Below are 15,489 nucleotides of genomic sequence, written 5' to 3' on the forward strand. Positions count from 1 at the left end.
AGAATCATCAGGAGCGTATCCATGGGCAAGATCATTGGTATTGACCTCGGCACCACGAACTCGTGCGTGTCGATCATGGACGGCGGCAAGGCCCGCGTCATCGAAAATTCCGAGGGCGATCGCACCACGCCTTCGATCGTCGCCTACACCAAGGACGGCGAAGTGCTGGTCGGTGCCTCGGCCAAGCGCCAGGCGGTCACCAACCCGAAGAACACGTTCTACGCGGTGAAGCGCCTGATCGGCCGCAAGTTCACCGACGCCGAAGTGCAGAAGGACATCTCGCACGTGCCGTACGGCATTCTCGCCCACGACAATGGCGATGCCTGGGTGCAGACCAGCGATGCCAAGCGTATGGCGCCGCAGGAAATCTCTGCACGCGTGCTGGAAAAGATGAAGAAGACCGCTGAGGATTTCCTGGGCGAGAAGGTCACCGAGGCCGTGATCACAGTGCCGGCCTACTTCAACGACAGCCAGCGTCAGGCCACCAAGGACGCCGGCCGCATCGCAGGTCTGGACGTCAAACGCATCATCAACGAGCCGACCGCCGCAGCCCTGGCCTATGGCCTTGACAAGAACGGCGGCGACCGCAAGATTGCCGTGTACGACCTGGGCGGCGGCACCTTCGACGTGTCGATCATCGAAATCGCCGAAGTCGATGGCGAGAAGCAGTTCGAAGTGCTGGCCACCAATGGCGACACCTTCCTCGGCGGCGAAGACTTCGACAACCGCGTCATCGAATATCTGGTCGACGAATTCAACAAGGATCAGGGCATCGATCTGCGTAAGGATCCGTTGGCGCTGCAGCGCCTGAAGGACGCCGCAGAGCGCGCCAAGATCGAGCTGTCGACCAGCCAGCAGACCGAAGTGAACCTGCCGTACGTCACCGCCGATGCCTCGGGCCCGAAGCACCTCAACATCAAGTTGACCCGTGCCAAGCTCGAAGCGCTGGTGGAAGACCTGGTCAAGAAGTCGATCGAGCCGTGCCGCACCGCGTTGAACGATGCCGGCCTGCGCGCCAGCGACATCAACGAAGTGATCCTGGTCGGCGGTCAGACCCGCATGCCGAAGGTGCAGCAGGCGGTTGCCGATTTCTTCGGCAAGGAACCGCGCAAGGACGTCAACCCGGACGAAGCCGTGGCCGTGGGCGCCGCGATCCAGGGCGGCGTGCTGGCCGGCGACGTCAAGGACGTGCTGCTGCTGGACGTGACCCCGCTGTCGCTGGGTATCGAAACCATGGGCGGGGTGTTCACCAAGATCATCGAAAAGAACACCACCATCCCGACTAAGGCCTCGCAGACCTTCTCCACCGCCGAAGACAATCAGTCGGCCGTGACCGTGCACGTGCTGCAGGGTGAGCGCGAGCAGGCCCGCTTCAACAAGTCGCTGGCCAAGTTCGACCTGTCCGGCATCGAGCCGGCGCCGCGCGGCATGCCGCAGGTGGAGGTGTCCTTCGACATCGACGCCAACGGCATCCTGCACGTGTCGGCCAAGGACAAGAAGACCAACAAGGAACAGAAGGTCGAGATCAAGGCCGGTTCGGGTCTGTCGGACGAAGAGATCCAGCGCATGGTCGCCGACGCGGAAGCCAACCGCGAAGAAGACAAGAAGTTCCAGGAACTGGTGCAGACCCGCAATCAGGCCGATGGCCTGATCCACGCCACCCGCACCGCGATCACCGAGCATGGCAGCAAGGTCGGCGGCGATGTGATCGGCAAGGTCGAAGCGGCGCTGTCGGATCTGGAAAAGGCCATGAAGGGCGACGACAAGGCGCAGATCGAAGCGCGCAGCAAGACCCTGGAAGAAGCCGGCCAGTCGCTGTACGCGGCAGCCGCCGCGGCAGAGCAGGGCGGCAACGCCGATGCAGCCAGCGGCAACGCCCAGGCGTCCAAGGCGGCCGATGACGTGGTGGACGCCGAGTTCACCGAGGTCAAGGACGACAAGAAGTAAGCCGTGATTTGGGAGTCGGGAGTGGGGATTGGCAGCCGGTAAACGTGCCGATCCTCATCCCGATATCCTTTACGCGTCGCGTCGCCAAGGCGGACCAGCGCATGCTGTCCGCTTTTGCGTTTCAACGAATCTCAAATCACGAATCCCCAATACCGGCTTATGAGCAAACGCGATTACTACGAAGTGCTGGGCGTGGCCCGTGGCGCCAGCGACGAGGAGCTGAAGAAGGCGTACCGGCGCTGTGCGATGAAGCACCATCCGGACCGCAATCCGGGCGACGCTGCTGCCGAGGCGATGTTCAAGGAGTGCAAGGAAGCCTATGAAGTGTTGTCGGACGGCAACAAGCGCCGCGCCTACGATGCGCATGGCCACGCTGCGTTCGAGCACGGCATGGGCGGTGGTGGCGGTGGGCCGGGTGGCCCGGACATGGGAGATATCTTTGGCGATATCTTCGGCAATATTTTCGGCGGTGGCGCCGCCGGTCCGCGCGCTGCGCGACGTGGCGCCGACGTCGGTTACGTGCTGGAACTGGATCTGGAAGAAGCCGTCGCCGGCATCGAGCGACGCATCGAGATTCCGACCCTGGTCGAATGCGATCCCTGCCACGGCAGCGGGTCGGAAGACGGCAAGGTGGAGGTGTGCGGGACCTGTCACGGACGCGGCCAAGTCCGCATCCAGCGCGGCATCTTTGCGATGCAGCAGAGCTGCCCGCATTGCGATGGGCGCGGCACGCTGATCCAGAATCCGTGCAAGGTCTGCCACGGCGCCGGCCGTGTGGAAGAAGACAAGGTGCTGTCGATCAAGGTGCCGGCCGGTGTGGATACCGGCGACCGCATCCGTCTGGCAGGCGAGGGCGAAGCCGGCCCCGCCGGCACGCCGCCGGGCGATCTGTATGTGGAAGTGCGCGTGCGCGAGCATGCGATCTTCCAGCGCGATGGCGACGACCTGCATTGCGAGGTGCCGATTCGCATTTCGCAGGCCGCGCTCGGCGACACCGTGCGTGTGGCGACGTTGGGTGGGGAGGCGGAAATCCGCATTCCGGCCGAGACCCAGACCGGCAAGCTGTTCCGTCTGCGCGGCAAGGGCGTGCGTTCGGTGCGCAGCCGCACCGAAGGCGATCTGTACTGCCGCGTGGTGGTCGAAACGCCGGTCAATCTGACTGCCGATCAGCGCGAGTTGCTGCAGCAGTTCGAGTCCACCTTCACCGGTGAGGATGCACGCAAGCACTCGCCCAAGTCGGCCACGTTCATCGATGGCGTCAAGGGCTTCTGGGATCGGATGACGTCCTGAGGCCGGGAATCGGGAATCGGGATTGGGGAATCGCAAGGGCGGTGTGGCCGGGGTGGTGCGCCATCTTGGCGATTCGAGATTTGCGGGAGCCGACGAACGCTCCCGAATGTCCGGAAGGTTGCACGATTGAGCGAGGTTCCCCAGACGAATGCCGGCCCCGGGGGCCGGCATTTGCGTTCCTGCGGCAGGAGCCCCGCAGATCGGAGGCGATATCAGCTGCTGCCAGCGCACGGACCGGTCTGGCGAAGACCGGCCTGGCGGCGGTGCGCTTAACGGCGAGCGGGCGGCGGTTGCATCGATCGAATGCGGGCGCGCCGTGGCGCTGGCGTAAAATGCTGCGATGAACAATGCCCCCGACAGTCATCTGGTCCACGGCCGGCGTCAGCGCCCGGAGGGTCCTTCGCCGATCGATGTGATCTCGGTGCAATCGCAACTGGTCTATGGGCATGCCGGCAACAGCGCGGCGGTACCGCCATTGCGTGCGCTCGGGCTGCGGGTGGCGGAAGTGCCCACCACGCTGCTGAGCAATGCGCCGTTTTACGCCACCTTACGCGGGCGTATTCTGCCCGCCGATTGGCTGGCCGATCTGTTGCTGGGTGCAAGCGAACGTTTGCTGCCGCAACGCGCGCGCATTCTGGTATCGGGCTATTTCGGCAGTCTGGCCAATGGCGAAGTCTTTGCCGACTGGCTGGAGCAGACCTTGCCGCAGGCGCCGCAGCTGCGTTACTGCCTGGATCCGGTGATCGGCGACACGCACACCGGCCCGTATGTCGAACCCGGATTGGAACGCGTGTTCGCCGAGCGGCTGTTACCGCATGCCTGGCTGGTGACGCCGAATGCCTTCGAGCTTGGGCGATTGACCGGTTTGCCGAGTCTGGAACAGGACGATGCCATCGTTGCCGCGCGCGCATTGCTGGTGCGCGGTCCGCAGTGGGTGCTTGCGCACAGCGTGGCCGGCGCGACCGGCGAGCTGGTGACGCTGGCGGTCAGCAATGCGGCGGTGTATCGCTGGGCCACGCCGCATTTGCCGGTGGATGTAGCCGGTACCGGCGATGTGTTGATGGCATTGCTGATCGGTTTCCTGCTGCGCGATGTGCCGTTCGAGCAGGCGGTGGGGCATGCGCTCAGTGGCGTGCATAGCGCGCTGGAAGCCACACTGGCTGCAGGCTTTGAGGAGTTCGATGTGTTGGCCGCCGCCCCGGCCGCGCTGGCGGGTGCCCCGCGCTTTGCCATCGAGCGCTTGGCATGATCGCGCAGCCGGTGGTCGGCATTGTCGGCATCGCCGGCGCTTACGGTCGCTGGCTGACGCAGTTTCTGCGCGTGCGCATGCGGCTGGAGGTGATCGGCTTCGATCCGGCCGAGGCCGGCGGCATGGACGAGGCGACCCTGGCGCAGCGTGCCGATGTGCTGATTTTTTCTGCGCCCATTCGCCACACCGCCGCATTGATCGAGCGCTATGTCGAACTTGCCGGCCCGCGCGCGGCGTCGCAGTTGTGGATGGATGTCACCTCGATCAAGCAGGAACCGGTCGCTGCGATGCTCACCTCGCAGGCCGAGGTCGTCGGTTTGCATCCGATGACCGCACCGCCCAAGTCGCCGACCTTGAAGGGGCGGGTGATGGTGGTCTGTGAGGCGCGTCTGCAGCGGTGGTCGGCATGGGTGCAGACGCTCTACAGCGCGCTGCAGGCCGAGTGCGTGTACGCCACGCCCGAGCACCACGACCGCGTGATGGCCCTGGTGCAGGCGATGGTGCATGCCACCCATCTGGCGCAGGCCGGCACCTTGCGCGATTACGCGCCGCTGCTGGGCGAATTGCGCGCGTTGATGCCGTATCGCTCGGCCTCGTTCGAGCTGGATACCGCGGTGATCGCGCGCATTCTTTCGCTCAATCCGTCGATCTACGAAGACATCCAGTTCGGTAACCCATACGTGGGCGAGATGCTCGATCGGCTGCTGCTGCAACTACAGGCATTGCGCACCCTGATCGCACAAGGCGACGACGCGGCGCGTGCGCAGTTTCGCAGTCGATTTCTGCACGACAATGCACAGGCATTGCAACGCGAGTCGCTTGCGGCCGGCAACTACACCTACGAGCGCGTGGGTTACCTGTTGGCCGATCTCACCGAGCCGCTGACGCTGAGCGTGTATCTGCCGGAGGATCAACCCGGCTCGCTGCGCGCGCTGCTGCATGTGTTCGAGCAGCATGGGGTGAATCTGTCGTCGATCCATTCCTCGCGCACGCCGGTGGGCGAGCTGCATTTCCGGATTGGGTTCGAGCCGAACAGCGACCGCGTTGCGTTGACGCAAGGTGCCAGCGAGATCGACCGCAGCGGGATCGGGCGGGTGCTGGAGCGTTCCGATCGCGTTGGGTAACGGAAGGGTCGGCGTGCGGTTGGTCGATGTCGATGTTGGTGTCGGGCTGCCGGGACGAGAGCAGCAACCATGTGTGGTTTGACTGCAGTCGTAGGCGAGGAGTCGACGTCGCGAGTGATTGTCGCCTGGATGATTGTCGCTTGATTTCATCCACACAGGGTGTGGATGAAATCTGCACAAGCATGTGGATAACTGCGCGCAGCCATTGCGCTGCAACGGCTGCGGCATGTGTGGTCAAAAAATGACCAGCTCCATCTCAAGACGTCGAAAGCCGCAACTCGCCACCCTGGGTGACGAAGCGCTGGCCTTGCCGTTGCAGGTGGCGGCCATCGGGGAGTTCGTAACGTGGCGCAGTGTGCGCGGTCGTGCGGGCTTGCTGCGCGTCGGGGGATTCGAGCTCGTCGCGGAATTCGATGATGACGTAAGACTCGCCATCTGCACCGACTGCGGGAAATTGCCGAAAAGACATACGCACCTCCGAAAGATTCCAAGGTCGCAGTGCGAACCGCCAGGGACCGCACGACCGGCGCCGGGCCGGTGGAGGCGAGCATGCGCAGGCACGTGTTACCCGGGCGTCATTGCGCGATGCGGAAAAGTTCGAACGACGCCGGCTCAACGACTCAGCTGCAACGCATCCCGATCAGCCGTGGCCGCTGCCAGCTCAGCGCGGGCCGAGGCAATCCGCGCCTGTGCATCGATCAGGCGCACACGGGCATCGTTGGCGGTTTCTTCGCGCTGATTGACCAGGAAGAAGTCGCCCGACCCCAGCTCGAAGCGGCGCCGCTCGGCCGCGGCGAGACGGTCGGCTAGGCTGCGTTCTTCGTCGGCGATCTTGGCCAGGCGCTCGGCGGCGTTGAGCGAGATGACCACCGACTCGACTTCCACCGAGATCTGGTCGCGCAGGTAACGGCTGCGTTGATCCAGCGCTTCGATCTCGGCGCGCGCTTCGGCAACGCGGCCCTTGGCGGCACGGTTTTCCAGCGGCACGCTGAAACGGAAGCCGATGATGGCATCGGTGGGCGAGCGGTTCGGGCCGCCGACGCCGGGTTCTCCCAGATCCTTGCTGACTTCCAGGCTCACATCCAGGCGGGGTTTGAGATCGTTCTGCGCCAGCATCAGCCGCGCGGTAGCCTGGTCGATGCGGGTCAACACGGCGCGGTAATCAGGGCGCTCTACCGGTGCGGTGATCTTGCTGGCGCCGGCCAGGCCTTCCAGTGCCGAGGTATCGGCCGGCAGGCGCTCGCTGGAGACGACCAGCGGCATGCCGGTGTCGTCGCGCAGATACAGCGACAAGGCATTGGCCGCGTTGGCGAAGTCCTGCTCCGAACGCACCACCAGCGCACGTCGGCGTACCAGGTTCTGGTCGTTTTCGGTCAGCAGGATGGTCGGCCGCGCGCCCAGCGTCACCTGCCGCGAAATCGCGTTGCGGCGTTGCTCGGCCAGTTGCAGCAGGTCGTTATACGCGCGCAGTTTCAGGCCGGCCGCGACCCAGCTCTGGTAAGCATCCACCGCGCGTCGCTGCACGCCAATGGCCACCATTTCGGCTTCGTACTGGGCGACATCGATGTCGGCGCTGGCAACGCTGCGTTTGGTGCGACGCTCGTCGACCACGCGGTCGCGCAACAGCGCATACAGCGCGCCCACTTTTACTTCGCCGTCGCGGTCGGTATAGGACTTGTCTTCGTAGACCGGGAACGAACCACGCGAGGAGCGGTAACCACCGTAGTAATAACCGCCGTTGTTATCGAACGGCCGCTTGACCGTGCTTTCGATCGCGCTGCCGTCGTAATAGCCGGCCTCGCGCGAACGGCCGTCGATATCGAACACGGTATCGAACGCGCCATCGGCCGACATGCCCTTGCCTTCGGCCTGACGGACCTTGGCCAGCGATTCGACAATCTGCGGCGCGGAGCGAGCCGAGGACTGCAGCACTTCGTCCAGGGTCAGCGCAGTGGTTTGGGCCACCGCCGCGCCCGGCGCGAGCGCGATCAGCAAGAAGACAAGACGGCGGATCATTTTTTGCCGGTCTCGTCGTCTTCGGCCTTGGACGCTGCCGGTTTGGCTTTGCCCTCATCCTGCGTCGCCGCTGCCGGGCGCCGGCCGAATTCCAGCGGGAAGTTGTTGAGCTGGCGCCACAATTCGTAGCCGACCTTCACCGTTTCGCCCTGCACCCAGCCGCGCACCTTGCCGCCCTGGCGGGCGAACTCGCGTGCCGGCCACGCCGGCTTGCCCGGCTGCGGTTCGACCAGGATGCGGAACAGGCCATCGGGCGCGGCGTTGGGGTCGATCGCGCGTACGCGGCCGTCGAACATGCCATGCGCCACCGACGGCCAGCCGCTGAACTGGATCGCCGGCCAGCCTTCGAACTCCAGCCGCACCGGGCGGCCGGGGCGGATCAGCGGCACGTCGCGGCCGTCGATGTACAGCTCGACCGCGCGCTCCACCCGCTCCGGCGCGATCACCGCCAGCACCGTGCCGGGCGAGACCATCGCGCTGCCGCTGGCGGCGTTGAGCTGCTGCACGCGGCCGTCGCGCGGTGCGCGCACCAGCTGTGCGGACTGGCGGTTCAACTGGATGTCGATACGGGTCAGCTTGGCGCGCGATTCGGCCAGCTTGGCGTCGGCCTCGGCGACCTTGATCTGGGTCAGCTCGAAGTCGCGGCGGCCGGCCAGCCCTTCGGCAAGCAATTGCCTGCTACGTGCCACGTCGATGCTGGCAACCGCGCGCGATTGCTGGATCGCGGCGATCTCGGCCTGCACCTGCGCGCGTTCGCTGGCCAGGCGGGTGAGCAGGTCCGGATCCAGATCGCCGACGCGCGCGATCGGATCGCCGCGCGACACATGCTGGCCATCGTGCACATACCAGCGCTCGACCCGGCCGGGCACGAAGGCGGTGACCTGTTGCTGGCGGTCGCCCGGATCCAGCGCCACCACCTGGCCCTTGCCGCTGGCGGTCTGTACCCACGGCGCCAGCGCCAGGATCGCGCTGGCAATGGCAATGCCGATCAGCAGCATCCACGCCAGCGCCTTGGCGATGCTGGGTGGGCGCATCGCCGCCAGGGTGGGGAAGTGCGTGTTGCGATCAGGAGCGTGCTGCATCGTTCGCCTCCTGCGTCGCTGCGATCAATTCGGCGCGCGTGGCAAAGCGCTGCTGCCGCTCGGGCTGCAGGTGGAACCAGCCATCCAGGGTGATGTCTTCCGGCCGGCCGGTGCACAGCAGCACCGTGGTGCCGGCATCTTTCAGGCGACGCAATACATCGGTCAGCCGATCGGCGGGAATCAGATCGTACACCTGCGCCAGCATCAGCACGCGCGGGCGTACCAGCAGCGCATTGGCCAGCTTCAGCGCCATCACTTCGCCGATCCACAACGGGTAGCCCGATGCGGCCAGGCGCGTATCGAGACCTTGCGGGAGTGCGGCGATGCGGCTGCGTAACCCAACCGCATCGATCGCTTCCAGCATCGCCTCCGAAGTCACATCGGCAGACGCCAGCGCCAGATATTCGCGGATGGTGACCTCGACAATGGTCGGCCGGTCGAGCACCGTCACTTCCGAGCGCAGCAGATACATGTCGAAGGTGGCCATGTCTGCGCCGCCCACCATCACCAGCCCGCGATCGGGCACCACGTGGCGCTTGAGGATCATCGCCAGCAGTCGCTCCGCACCGCCATCGGCGATCGTCACCAGCTGCTCGCCAGCGGCCAGCGAAAAATCGAAACGTGCGCCGTCGATCACCACGCCCTCCAGGCGCACCGCGCTGTTGCCAGGCGTTTTGCCACGCGCAACGACGGCGCGTTCCTGCGGGATCGCAAACAGCAGCGACAGCTCTTCCGAGCTCGCCACCAGGTCGTAAAACGCGTCCAGATAACCACCGAGTTGCGAGATGCCGTAGAAGACCGCACTGAGGATCAGTTCGGCGGCGACCAGCTGGCCGATCGACAGCTCGCCGCGCAGGATCAGGTTGCCGCCCAGCGCCAGCAAGGCTGCGCTGGCCACCGCGTAGACCAGCAAAAACGCCACCGTCTGCGTGAAGCTGTAGCGGAAATGGCGCCGGTGCCGGTCGACATAAGCTGCAGTGACGGCTTCGGAGCGGTCCATCGCGAAATTGAGATGGCGGCTGGATTTATAGAAGCCGTTGGAGCCGCCGACACTTTCCAGCCAGCGTGCGGCCTCGTGCTTGGCATGGCTCAGATCGACCGCAGTGCGGATCGAACCGCGCGACCAGATCATCCAGATGCCGAAGATGACCAGCAGCAACAACGCGTTGAAACCGAGAAAAAACGGGTGATAGAAGCTGGTAAGTATCAGCCCGACCGCCGATTGCAGCACGATGGTGAAGGCGCCGATCGCCAGGCTCGGCACGGCTTTTTGCACCACCACCAGATCGAAGTAGCGATTGAACATGTCGCCGCGGTTCTGATCGGCGAAGAACGGATTTTGCGCATGTACCGCGCGCACCGTGATCTCCGAGACCACGCGCGCAAACAGGCGGCGCTCGAACAGCGCCATGACCCACACCCGCATCGCGCTCAGGCCGGCCACCAGCAGCAGCAGCCCCAGCAGCAGGCTCGACAGCGTCCACAGCGGCGCGGGCAGCGCGGTGTTGGCCACGCTGTTGATCAGCAACTGCACCGAGATCGGCGTGGCCAGCGACAGCAGGCTGATCGCCACGCCATACACCATGGCCAGACGCACATACGGCATGTCCGGCCCGACGATCTCCGCCAGCCAGGCTCCCGCTTCCCGCCATCCGATCTGCTTGCCCGCCATTCGATTTCCGTTGATGAGTTCAATGAAGCATTGACGAGTTGCAGGTAACGAACAAGGCCGCAGCGCTTATTCGACGCATAGGATTTTCCTATGCGGCCACCGCACGCAGGAGATCGGCGATCAACCCGAAGGCCGGCGCGCGCCCTGCGCCTTGCCGCCACAACAGCCCGATCTCCCTATAGTAGCGTCCGCCTTTGATCGGCCGAACGACGACGTCGTCGCCTTCGCGGATTTCCTGGCGCACATACAGGTCTGGCAATAGTGCAAGACCCATGCCCATCCCGGCCATCTGGCGGATCGCATCCAGGCTCGTGCCTTCGTAATCGCGCAGGACAGTGGCGCCGACGTCCATGGCGATCGCGGCAATCTGTTCGGCCAGCCGGTATTCCGGCATCAGGGTCAGCAGGTTGGCGCCGCGCAGATCGGCCGGTGTGATGAAGGTTTTGGCACGCAACGGGTGATCGGCGGCCATGGTCACGTGCAGCGGTTCGCGAAACAGCCGCTCGCTATGCAGGCCGCGCCCGGCGACCGGCAATTGCGCAAGGATCACGTCATGCAGACCGCTGGCCAGGCCTGCGGCCAGCACCGTCGGCAAGCCTTCGCGCACATGCACGCGCAGCGCCGGGTGCTCGCGGTGCAGGCGCGCGACCAGGCTCGGCATCAGGTACGCGCCGAGCGTGGGCGACACGCCGAGCCGGATGGTGCCGATCAGCGTGTCGGCCGAGGTGGCACGTACTTCTTCCAGGTCGGTGATGTCGAGCAGGATGCTGCGTGCGCGGTCGAGCAGATCGCGTCCCAGCGGCGTCAGGATCGCCGGCACGCCGCGTTCGAACAGCGCTGCACCGATGATGGTTTCGAAGGCGCGAATCTGCTGCGACAGCGAGGGTTGCGACACGCCCATCTGCTCGGCGGCGCGGGTGAAGCTTCCGGTGTCGGCGAGCGCGACGAAATAACTGAGCTGGCGAATGGTGGTTCTAGGGCGGGGCATGCGTCACTTCGTTACCGTCACAGCGTTACTTCGGGAATGCTCGGAGCGCACCACCGGCAAGGCGCCGGTGAGCGAAACGTGCCGCCATGTCACTCAGGCAACAGCGCATCCAGGGCGTCACTGATCGATGAACTGCAGCCGCGCCAGCTCTGCATACAGGCCGCCTTCGGCAATCAATTGCGCATGCGTGCCCTGTGCGACGATGCGGCCGGCATCCATCACCACGATGCGGTCGGCCTTGAGTACGGTGGCCAGGCGATGGGCGATGACCAGCGTGGTGCGGCCTTCCATCAGCCGGTCCAGCGCCTGCTGCACGGCACGCTCGCTTTGCGCGTCCAGCGCGCTGGTGGCCTCGTCCAGCAGCAGGATCGGCGCGTCCTTGAGCAATGCACGCGCGATCGCCACACGCTGCTGCTGGCCGCCGGACAGGCGTGCGCCGCGTTCCCCGAGTTCGCTGGCATAGCCCTGGGGCAGGGCGCGGATGAAGACATCAGCTTCGGCGGCAACGGCAGCGGCCTCCACTTGCGCATCGCTCGCTTCCAGGCGCCCATAGCGGATGTTGTCGGCGGCGCTGGCGGCAAACAGCGTGGGTTGCTGCGGCACCAAGGCAATGCGTTCGCGCAGCAGCACCGGGTCGGTGTCGCGCAGATCCACATCGTCGATGCGCAGCTTGCCGCTGACAGGGTCGTGGAAGCGCAGCAACATCGACAGCACCGTGCTCTTGCCGGCGCCGGAGGGCCCGACCAGCGCCACGGTTTCGCCCGGAAGGACATGCAGATCGAAGTGATCCAGGGCAGGCGCATCGGGGCGCTGCGGATAATGAAACACCACCTGATCGAAATGGATCGCACCGCGCAGCGGCTGCGGCAATGGCTGCGGCGTGGCCGGTGCGACGATGGCCGGTTGTTCGTCGAGCAATTCGCCAACGCGGCCCATGCCGCCGGCCGCGCGCTGCAACTCGTTCCAGACCTCGGCCAATGCGCCGACCGAACCACCGCCGATCAACGCGTACAACACGAATTGCCCCAGCGTGCCGGGCGTCATGCGCTCGCCGATCACATCGTGCGCACCCAGCCACAGCACCCCGACGATCGCCCCGAAGATCAGCATGATTGCCACCGCAGTCACAGTGGCCTGGGTGCGGATGCGCAGCCGCGCGGTTTCGATCGCCGCCAACAAGGCCTGGCTGAAACGGTGGCTTTCGTAGCCTTCACGCGCATGCGCCTGCACGGTGCGCACGGCGCCCAGCGTTTCGGCGGCCAGCGTGTTGGCGTCGGCCACACGGTCCTGGCTCGCGCGCGAGATCTTCTGCAGGCGGCGTGCGCCCAGCACGATCGGCAGCACCGCCAGCGGGATGCCGATCAGTGTGAACCCGGCCAGCCGCGGGCTGGTGACGAACAGCATCACCATGCTGCCGATCACTGTCACCGAGCTGCGCAAGGCCACCGACATGGTGGTGCCGATCACCCCACGCAGCAGCTCGCTGTCGGCCGACAGGCGCGAGACCAGCTCGCCGCTGCGGCTGCGATCATGAAAGCCGGCGTCCAGCCCGATCAGATGCGCATACAACCGGCCACGCAGATCGGCGACGACTTTTTCGCCCAGCAACGCGACGAAGTAAAAGCGCGCGGCCGTTGCCAGTGCCAGCACCACCGCCACCGCAAACAACAGCGCGAAGGCCTGATTGATCTGCGAACCGCCGGAGAAACCGTGGTCGATCATCTGCTTGACCGCTGCCGGCAGGCTCAGCGTGGCGGCCGAAGACACTGCCAGCGCGATCAACCAGGCGGCGAACAACCCGCGCTGGCGTTGTACGAACGGCCACAAGGTGCGCAGGCTGCCGAGCTTCCGCAATGGGTTGGGCCTGGCGGCGGCTGGCTGATTCATGCGGCTTCCGGTGTTGAGAGGTGGACACGGTTGCGAGTGGCGTCGCACAGGCGGGTTTTCAAGCGTGTGCGGAGCCTAGCTGTGTTTACAGGCCAAGTGTAAAGAACCAGTACACGGTTGCATCAGGATGTGTGATGCAGCGCGGGCAATGAGAAGAGTTCCCTGCCTCAAAGGCATCGGTTCTCTAAAAGCACTGCAACTTCGGTATTGGCCTTTAAAGGTAGCACCCGCCAAGTTATAACTAGATAACTAGAAAGAAATGGAAATACTGCAGATGAACACGTCCAGGCGAGAATTTTTTGGGGCCGCCAGTGGCGGCGCGGCGCTGATGCTGGCGTCGCTCGGACTTCCTGCACTTGCGCGCGAAGGCGCGCGGGGAGTACAGGCCCATGCTGCACAAGGCCCGCATCGTCCTGTACCTGCGCTCAAAGCCGGTGACAAGGTCGCCATCGTTGCACCGTCTTCCCCCTCAAGCGATGTGGAAAAGGCAGCCGAGTGGCTTCGGGTACACGGGTTTTCCGTGGAGATCATGCCTTCGGCAATGGAGAAGCTGGCGCCTCCGTTCGATTATCTGGCTGGAACCGACAGTGCGCGTGTAGATGATATCCACTATGCCTTTCTCTCCAACGAAATAAAGGCAGTCTGGTGTCTGCGTGGTGGTTTTGGTGCCACGCGCTTACTCGATAAGCTCGACTACGCGCTGATAGGCGCCAATCCCAAGCCATTCATTGGCTATAGCGATATCACCGCGTTGCACATCGCGCTACAGCAACATGCTGGTATGGTGACATTTCACGGTCCCATGCTGGTTTCCGACCTGGTACCAGAAAAGCTTCCACCAACTGCTTCGCTCATCCTTGATCTGCTGTCCGGACGCCTGTCATCGGGCGCCTGGATTCGTTCCCCTCCGATGTACCCGGCCGCCACGCTTGTCGATGGAACTGCACAGGGTCGGCTGGTGGGAGGTAACCTGTCGCTGCTTTGCAGTACCCTCGGTACGCCCTACGAGATGGACTCCACGGATGCCATCCTGTTTATCGAAGACACCGAGATCGCACTGCCTCGGCTGGATCGTCTTCTCACGCAATTACGGTTGGCTGGCAAGCTGCGCTCTATCAGAGGGCTGTTGTTAGGCAGGTTTGTGATCGCCGGCGAAACTCCGGCGGCCACGCCCTCCAGTATGGCCAACGCGTTATTCAATGAGTTTTTTTTGCCGCTTAAGATTCCGGTTATGGTCAATTGGTCAAGTGGCCACGTCGATCCCAATCTTGCATTGCCGCTGGGAGCCACGGTGTTGCTAGATACCGCGCAAGGTGCCATCCGTTTACTGAGCGAGGCAGTGGTCTAGCAGCAGCCAGGTGCACACAACCCGCACGGCGGCTGTGATGTCAGCCTGTTTCCACGGGACTTTGAGCGGCTGACAAAACGACTGCGCTCACCGCTAGGCGGGCGCGGCCGGTACTCGGAATCCGGCATGTACCACTCGTACACTCCGGTTCTGAGCGCGCCGCCCGCGCCGCCCTGACGACTGCTCGCTAAGGTGTGTCAGCCGCTATTAGTCGAGCCTGATTGCCTGTCGCATTGCGCAGGCGATCTTTCAAGCCGAGAAGTTGATCAGCCGATATGCAGATGTCCAGCAGGGCACCAGTTGTATCGAAACGCTCGTTGAGTTTCGTGGCGTGCACCACGCCAAGATCGTCGAACCGGCAGTGCAGTTCAAATACGCGCACCGTCACCAACGCACGACGTGAGGCCATACGCAAGCATTCCGCCGCCGTCCCGCCGTAGGCGCGCACCAATCCACCGGCGCCGAGCTCGATGCCGCCGTACCAACGCGTGACCACCACCACCACGCGATCAAAGCCCTGGCCATCGATGGCGGCCAGGATCGGCCGCCCGGCAGTGCCGCTGGGCTCGCCGTCGTCGCTGGAGCGGTACTCCTGCCCAAACCGGTACGCCCAGCAGTTGTGGGTGACATCTGCAACAGACACGCGCTGCACGATCCCCAGCGCCTGCGCGGGCGATTCCAATGCAGCAGCGTTGGCCAGAAAGCGACTGTGCTTGATGTCCAGGCGGTGGTGCGCGTCAGCGGCGAGGGTATCGAGCATCGTCGCCATTCTATGCGAGCCGGTCATGCCGGACGCTGAGGCCAGTGTGACTACGGTTGCAAGCTGGCAGCTTGCGCGCACAGGCGGTTGCACGACGCACCTCGTGCAGCACGATCACACCGGTCA

The 15,489-nt window shown here is 64.5% G+C and carries 11 protein-coding genes, 1 other RNA gene and 2 pseudogenes; 6 read left to right on the plus strand and 8 right to left on the minus strand.

What is annotated here, in order from left to right; genetic code table 11:
* Positions 1-21 precede the first annotated feature (21 nt).
* The 4 genes from dnaK to NYR97_RS16995 all read left to right on the plus strand — a co-directional run bounded on the left by dnaK (position 22) and on the right by NYR97_RS16995 (position 5,610).
* Positions 22-1,947, plus strand: coding sequence for a molecular chaperone DnaK (dnaK, locus tag NYR97_RS16980; protein ID WP_205391882.1), 1,926 nt, complete (start codon positions 22-24; stop codon positions 1,945-1,947).
* Between the two features lie 159 nt (positions 1,948-2,106).
* Positions 2,107-3,237, plus strand: coding sequence for a molecular chaperone DnaJ (gene dnaJ / locus NYR97_RS16985; protein WP_205391881.1), 1,131 nt, complete (start codon positions 2,107-2,109; stop codon positions 3,235-3,237).
* A gap of 340 nt (positions 3,238-3,577) precedes the next feature.
* On the plus strand, positions 3,578-4,486 hold the full coding sequence (pdxY, locus tag NYR97_RS16990; protein WP_316694845.1) for a pyridoxal kinase: 909 nt from the start codon (positions 3,578-3,580) through the stop codon (positions 4,484-4,486).
* Positions 4,483-5,610, plus strand: a complete 1,128-nt coding sequence (locus NYR97_RS16995) for a prephenate dehydrogenase (protein WP_316694847.1) — start codon at positions 4,483-4,485, stop codon at positions 5,608-5,610. Before pdxY ends, NYR97_RS16995 begins: the two co-directional genes overlap by 4 nt.
* A 256-nt stretch (positions 5,611-5,866) precedes the next feature.
* Here NYR97_RS16995 and NYR97_RS17000 read toward each other — a convergent pair whose 3' ends face one another.
* The 7 genes and pseudogenes from NYR97_RS17000 to NYR97_RS17030 all read right to left on the minus strand — a co-directional run.
* A complete protein-coding gene (locus NYR97_RS17000) occupies positions 5,867-6,079 on the minus strand; it encodes a hypothetical protein (protein WP_205391878.1) in 213 nt (70 codons plus the stop codon).
* 143 nt (positions 6,080-6,222) lie between these two features.
* Positions 6,223-7,626: a TolC family protein gene (locus NYR97_RS17005; RefSeq protein WP_316694850.1), complete on the minus strand. Its 1,404-nt coding sequence runs from the start codon at positions 7,624-7,626 to the stop codon at positions 6,223-6,225.
* Positions 7,623-8,708, minus strand: coding sequence for an efflux RND transporter periplasmic adaptor subunit (locus tag NYR97_RS17010; protein ID WP_115036654.1), 1,086 nt, complete (start codon positions 8,706-8,708; stop codon positions 7,623-7,625). Before NYR97_RS17010 ends, NYR97_RS17005 begins: the two co-directional genes overlap by 4 nt.
* A complete protein-coding gene (locus NYR97_RS17015) occupies positions 8,692-10,380 on the minus strand; it encodes an ATP-binding cassette domain-containing protein (protein WP_316694854.1) in 1,689 nt (562 codons plus the stop codon). Before NYR97_RS17015 ends, NYR97_RS17010 begins: the two co-directional genes overlap by 17 nt.
* Before the next feature lie 88 nt (positions 10,381-10,468).
* Entirely contained in the window at positions 10,469-11,368 is a 900-nt protein-coding gene (locus NYR97_RS17020) for a hydrogen peroxide-inducible genes activator (RefSeq protein WP_006449468.1), read from the minus strand.
* Positions 11,369-11,485: 117 nt separating this feature from the next.
* Positions 11,486-13,255, minus strand: coding sequence for an ABC transporter transmembrane domain-containing protein (locus NYR97_RS17025; RefSeq protein WP_316694857.1), 1,770 nt, complete (start codon positions 13,253-13,255; stop codon positions 11,486-11,488).
* Positions 13,252-13,317 (minus strand): annotated as a pseudogene (locus NYR97_RS17030) (IMPACT family protein); the annotation flags it as partial. The pseudogene NYR97_RS17030 and the gene NYR97_RS17025, both read right to left, overlap by 4 nt.
* Before the next feature lie 212 nt (positions 13,318-13,529).
* Between NYR97_RS17030 and NYR97_RS17035 the strand changes: the two are divergent.
* Together NYR97_RS17035 and NYR97_RS17040 are read left to right on the plus strand one after the other, a co-directional pair.
* Positions 13,530-14,603: a S66 peptidase family protein gene (locus NYR97_RS17035; RefSeq protein ID WP_316694858.1), complete on the plus strand. Its 1,074-nt coding sequence runs from the start codon at positions 13,530-13,532 to the stop codon at positions 14,601-14,603.
* 126 nt (positions 14,604-14,729) lie between these two features.
* Positions 14,730-14,806, plus strand: a non-coding RNA gene (locus NYR97_RS17040) — sX9 sRNA.
* Positions 14,807-14,811: 5 nt separating this feature from the next.
* On the opposite strand, the pseudogene NYR97_RS17045 reads toward NYR97_RS17040, so the two are convergent.
* Positions 14,812-15,372, minus strand: a pseudogene (locus NYR97_RS17045) (IMPACT family protein); the annotation flags it as partial.
* Positions 15,373-15,489: the final 117 nt, after the last annotated feature.

Source organism: Xanthomonas hydrangeae (genome assembly GCF_032697525.1).
GTDB classification, from domain to species: domain Bacteria; phylum Pseudomonadota; class Gammaproteobacteria; order Xanthomonadales; family Xanthomonadaceae; genus Xanthomonas; species Xanthomonas hydrangeae.

Excerpts from the sequence above, each read along its gene's own strand:
- NYR97_RS17005 (WP_316694850.1), bottom strand. The coding sequence starts at position 7,626 with ATGATCCGCCGTCTTGTCTTCTTGCTGATCGCGCTCGCGCCGGGCGCG.
- dnaJ (WP_205391881.1), top strand. The coding sequence starts at position 2,107 with ATGAGCAAACGCGATTACTACGAAGTGCTGGGCGTGGCCCGTGGCGCC.
- NYR97_RS16995 (WP_316694847.1), top strand. The coding sequence starts at position 4,483 with ATGATCGCGCAGCCGGTGGTCGGCATTGTCGGCATCGCCGGCGCTTAC.
- NYR97_RS17020 (WP_006449468.1), bottom strand. The coding sequence starts at position 11,368 with ATGCCCCGCCCTAGAACCACCATTCGCCAGCTCAGTTATTTCGTCGCG.
- NYR97_RS17025 (WP_316694857.1), bottom strand. The coding sequence starts at position 13,255 with ATGAATCAGCCAGCCGCCGCCAGGCCCAACCCATTGCGGAAGCTCGGC.
- dnaK (WP_205391882.1), top strand. The coding sequence starts at position 22 with ATGGGCAAGATCATTGGTATTGACCTCGGCACCACGAACTCGTGCGTG.
- NYR97_RS17035 (WP_316694858.1), top strand. The coding sequence starts at position 13,530 with ATGAACACGTCCAGGCGAGAATTTTTTGGGGCCGCCAGTGGCGGCGCG.
- NYR97_RS17000 (WP_205391878.1), bottom strand. The coding sequence starts at position 6,079 with ATGTCTTTTCGGCAATTTCCCGCAGTCGGTGCAGATGGCGAGTCTTAC.
- NYR97_RS17010 (WP_115036654.1), bottom strand. The coding sequence starts at position 8,708 with ATGCAGCACGCTCCTGATCGCAACACGCACTTCCCCACCCTGGCGGCG.
- NYR97_RS17015 (WP_316694854.1), bottom strand. The coding sequence starts at position 10,380 with ATGGCGGGCAAGCAGATCGGATGGCGGGAAGCGGGAGCCTGGCTGGCG.
- pdxY (WP_316694845.1), top strand. The coding sequence starts at position 3,578 with ATGAACAATGCCCCCGACAGTCATCTGGTCCACGGCCGGCGTCAGCGC.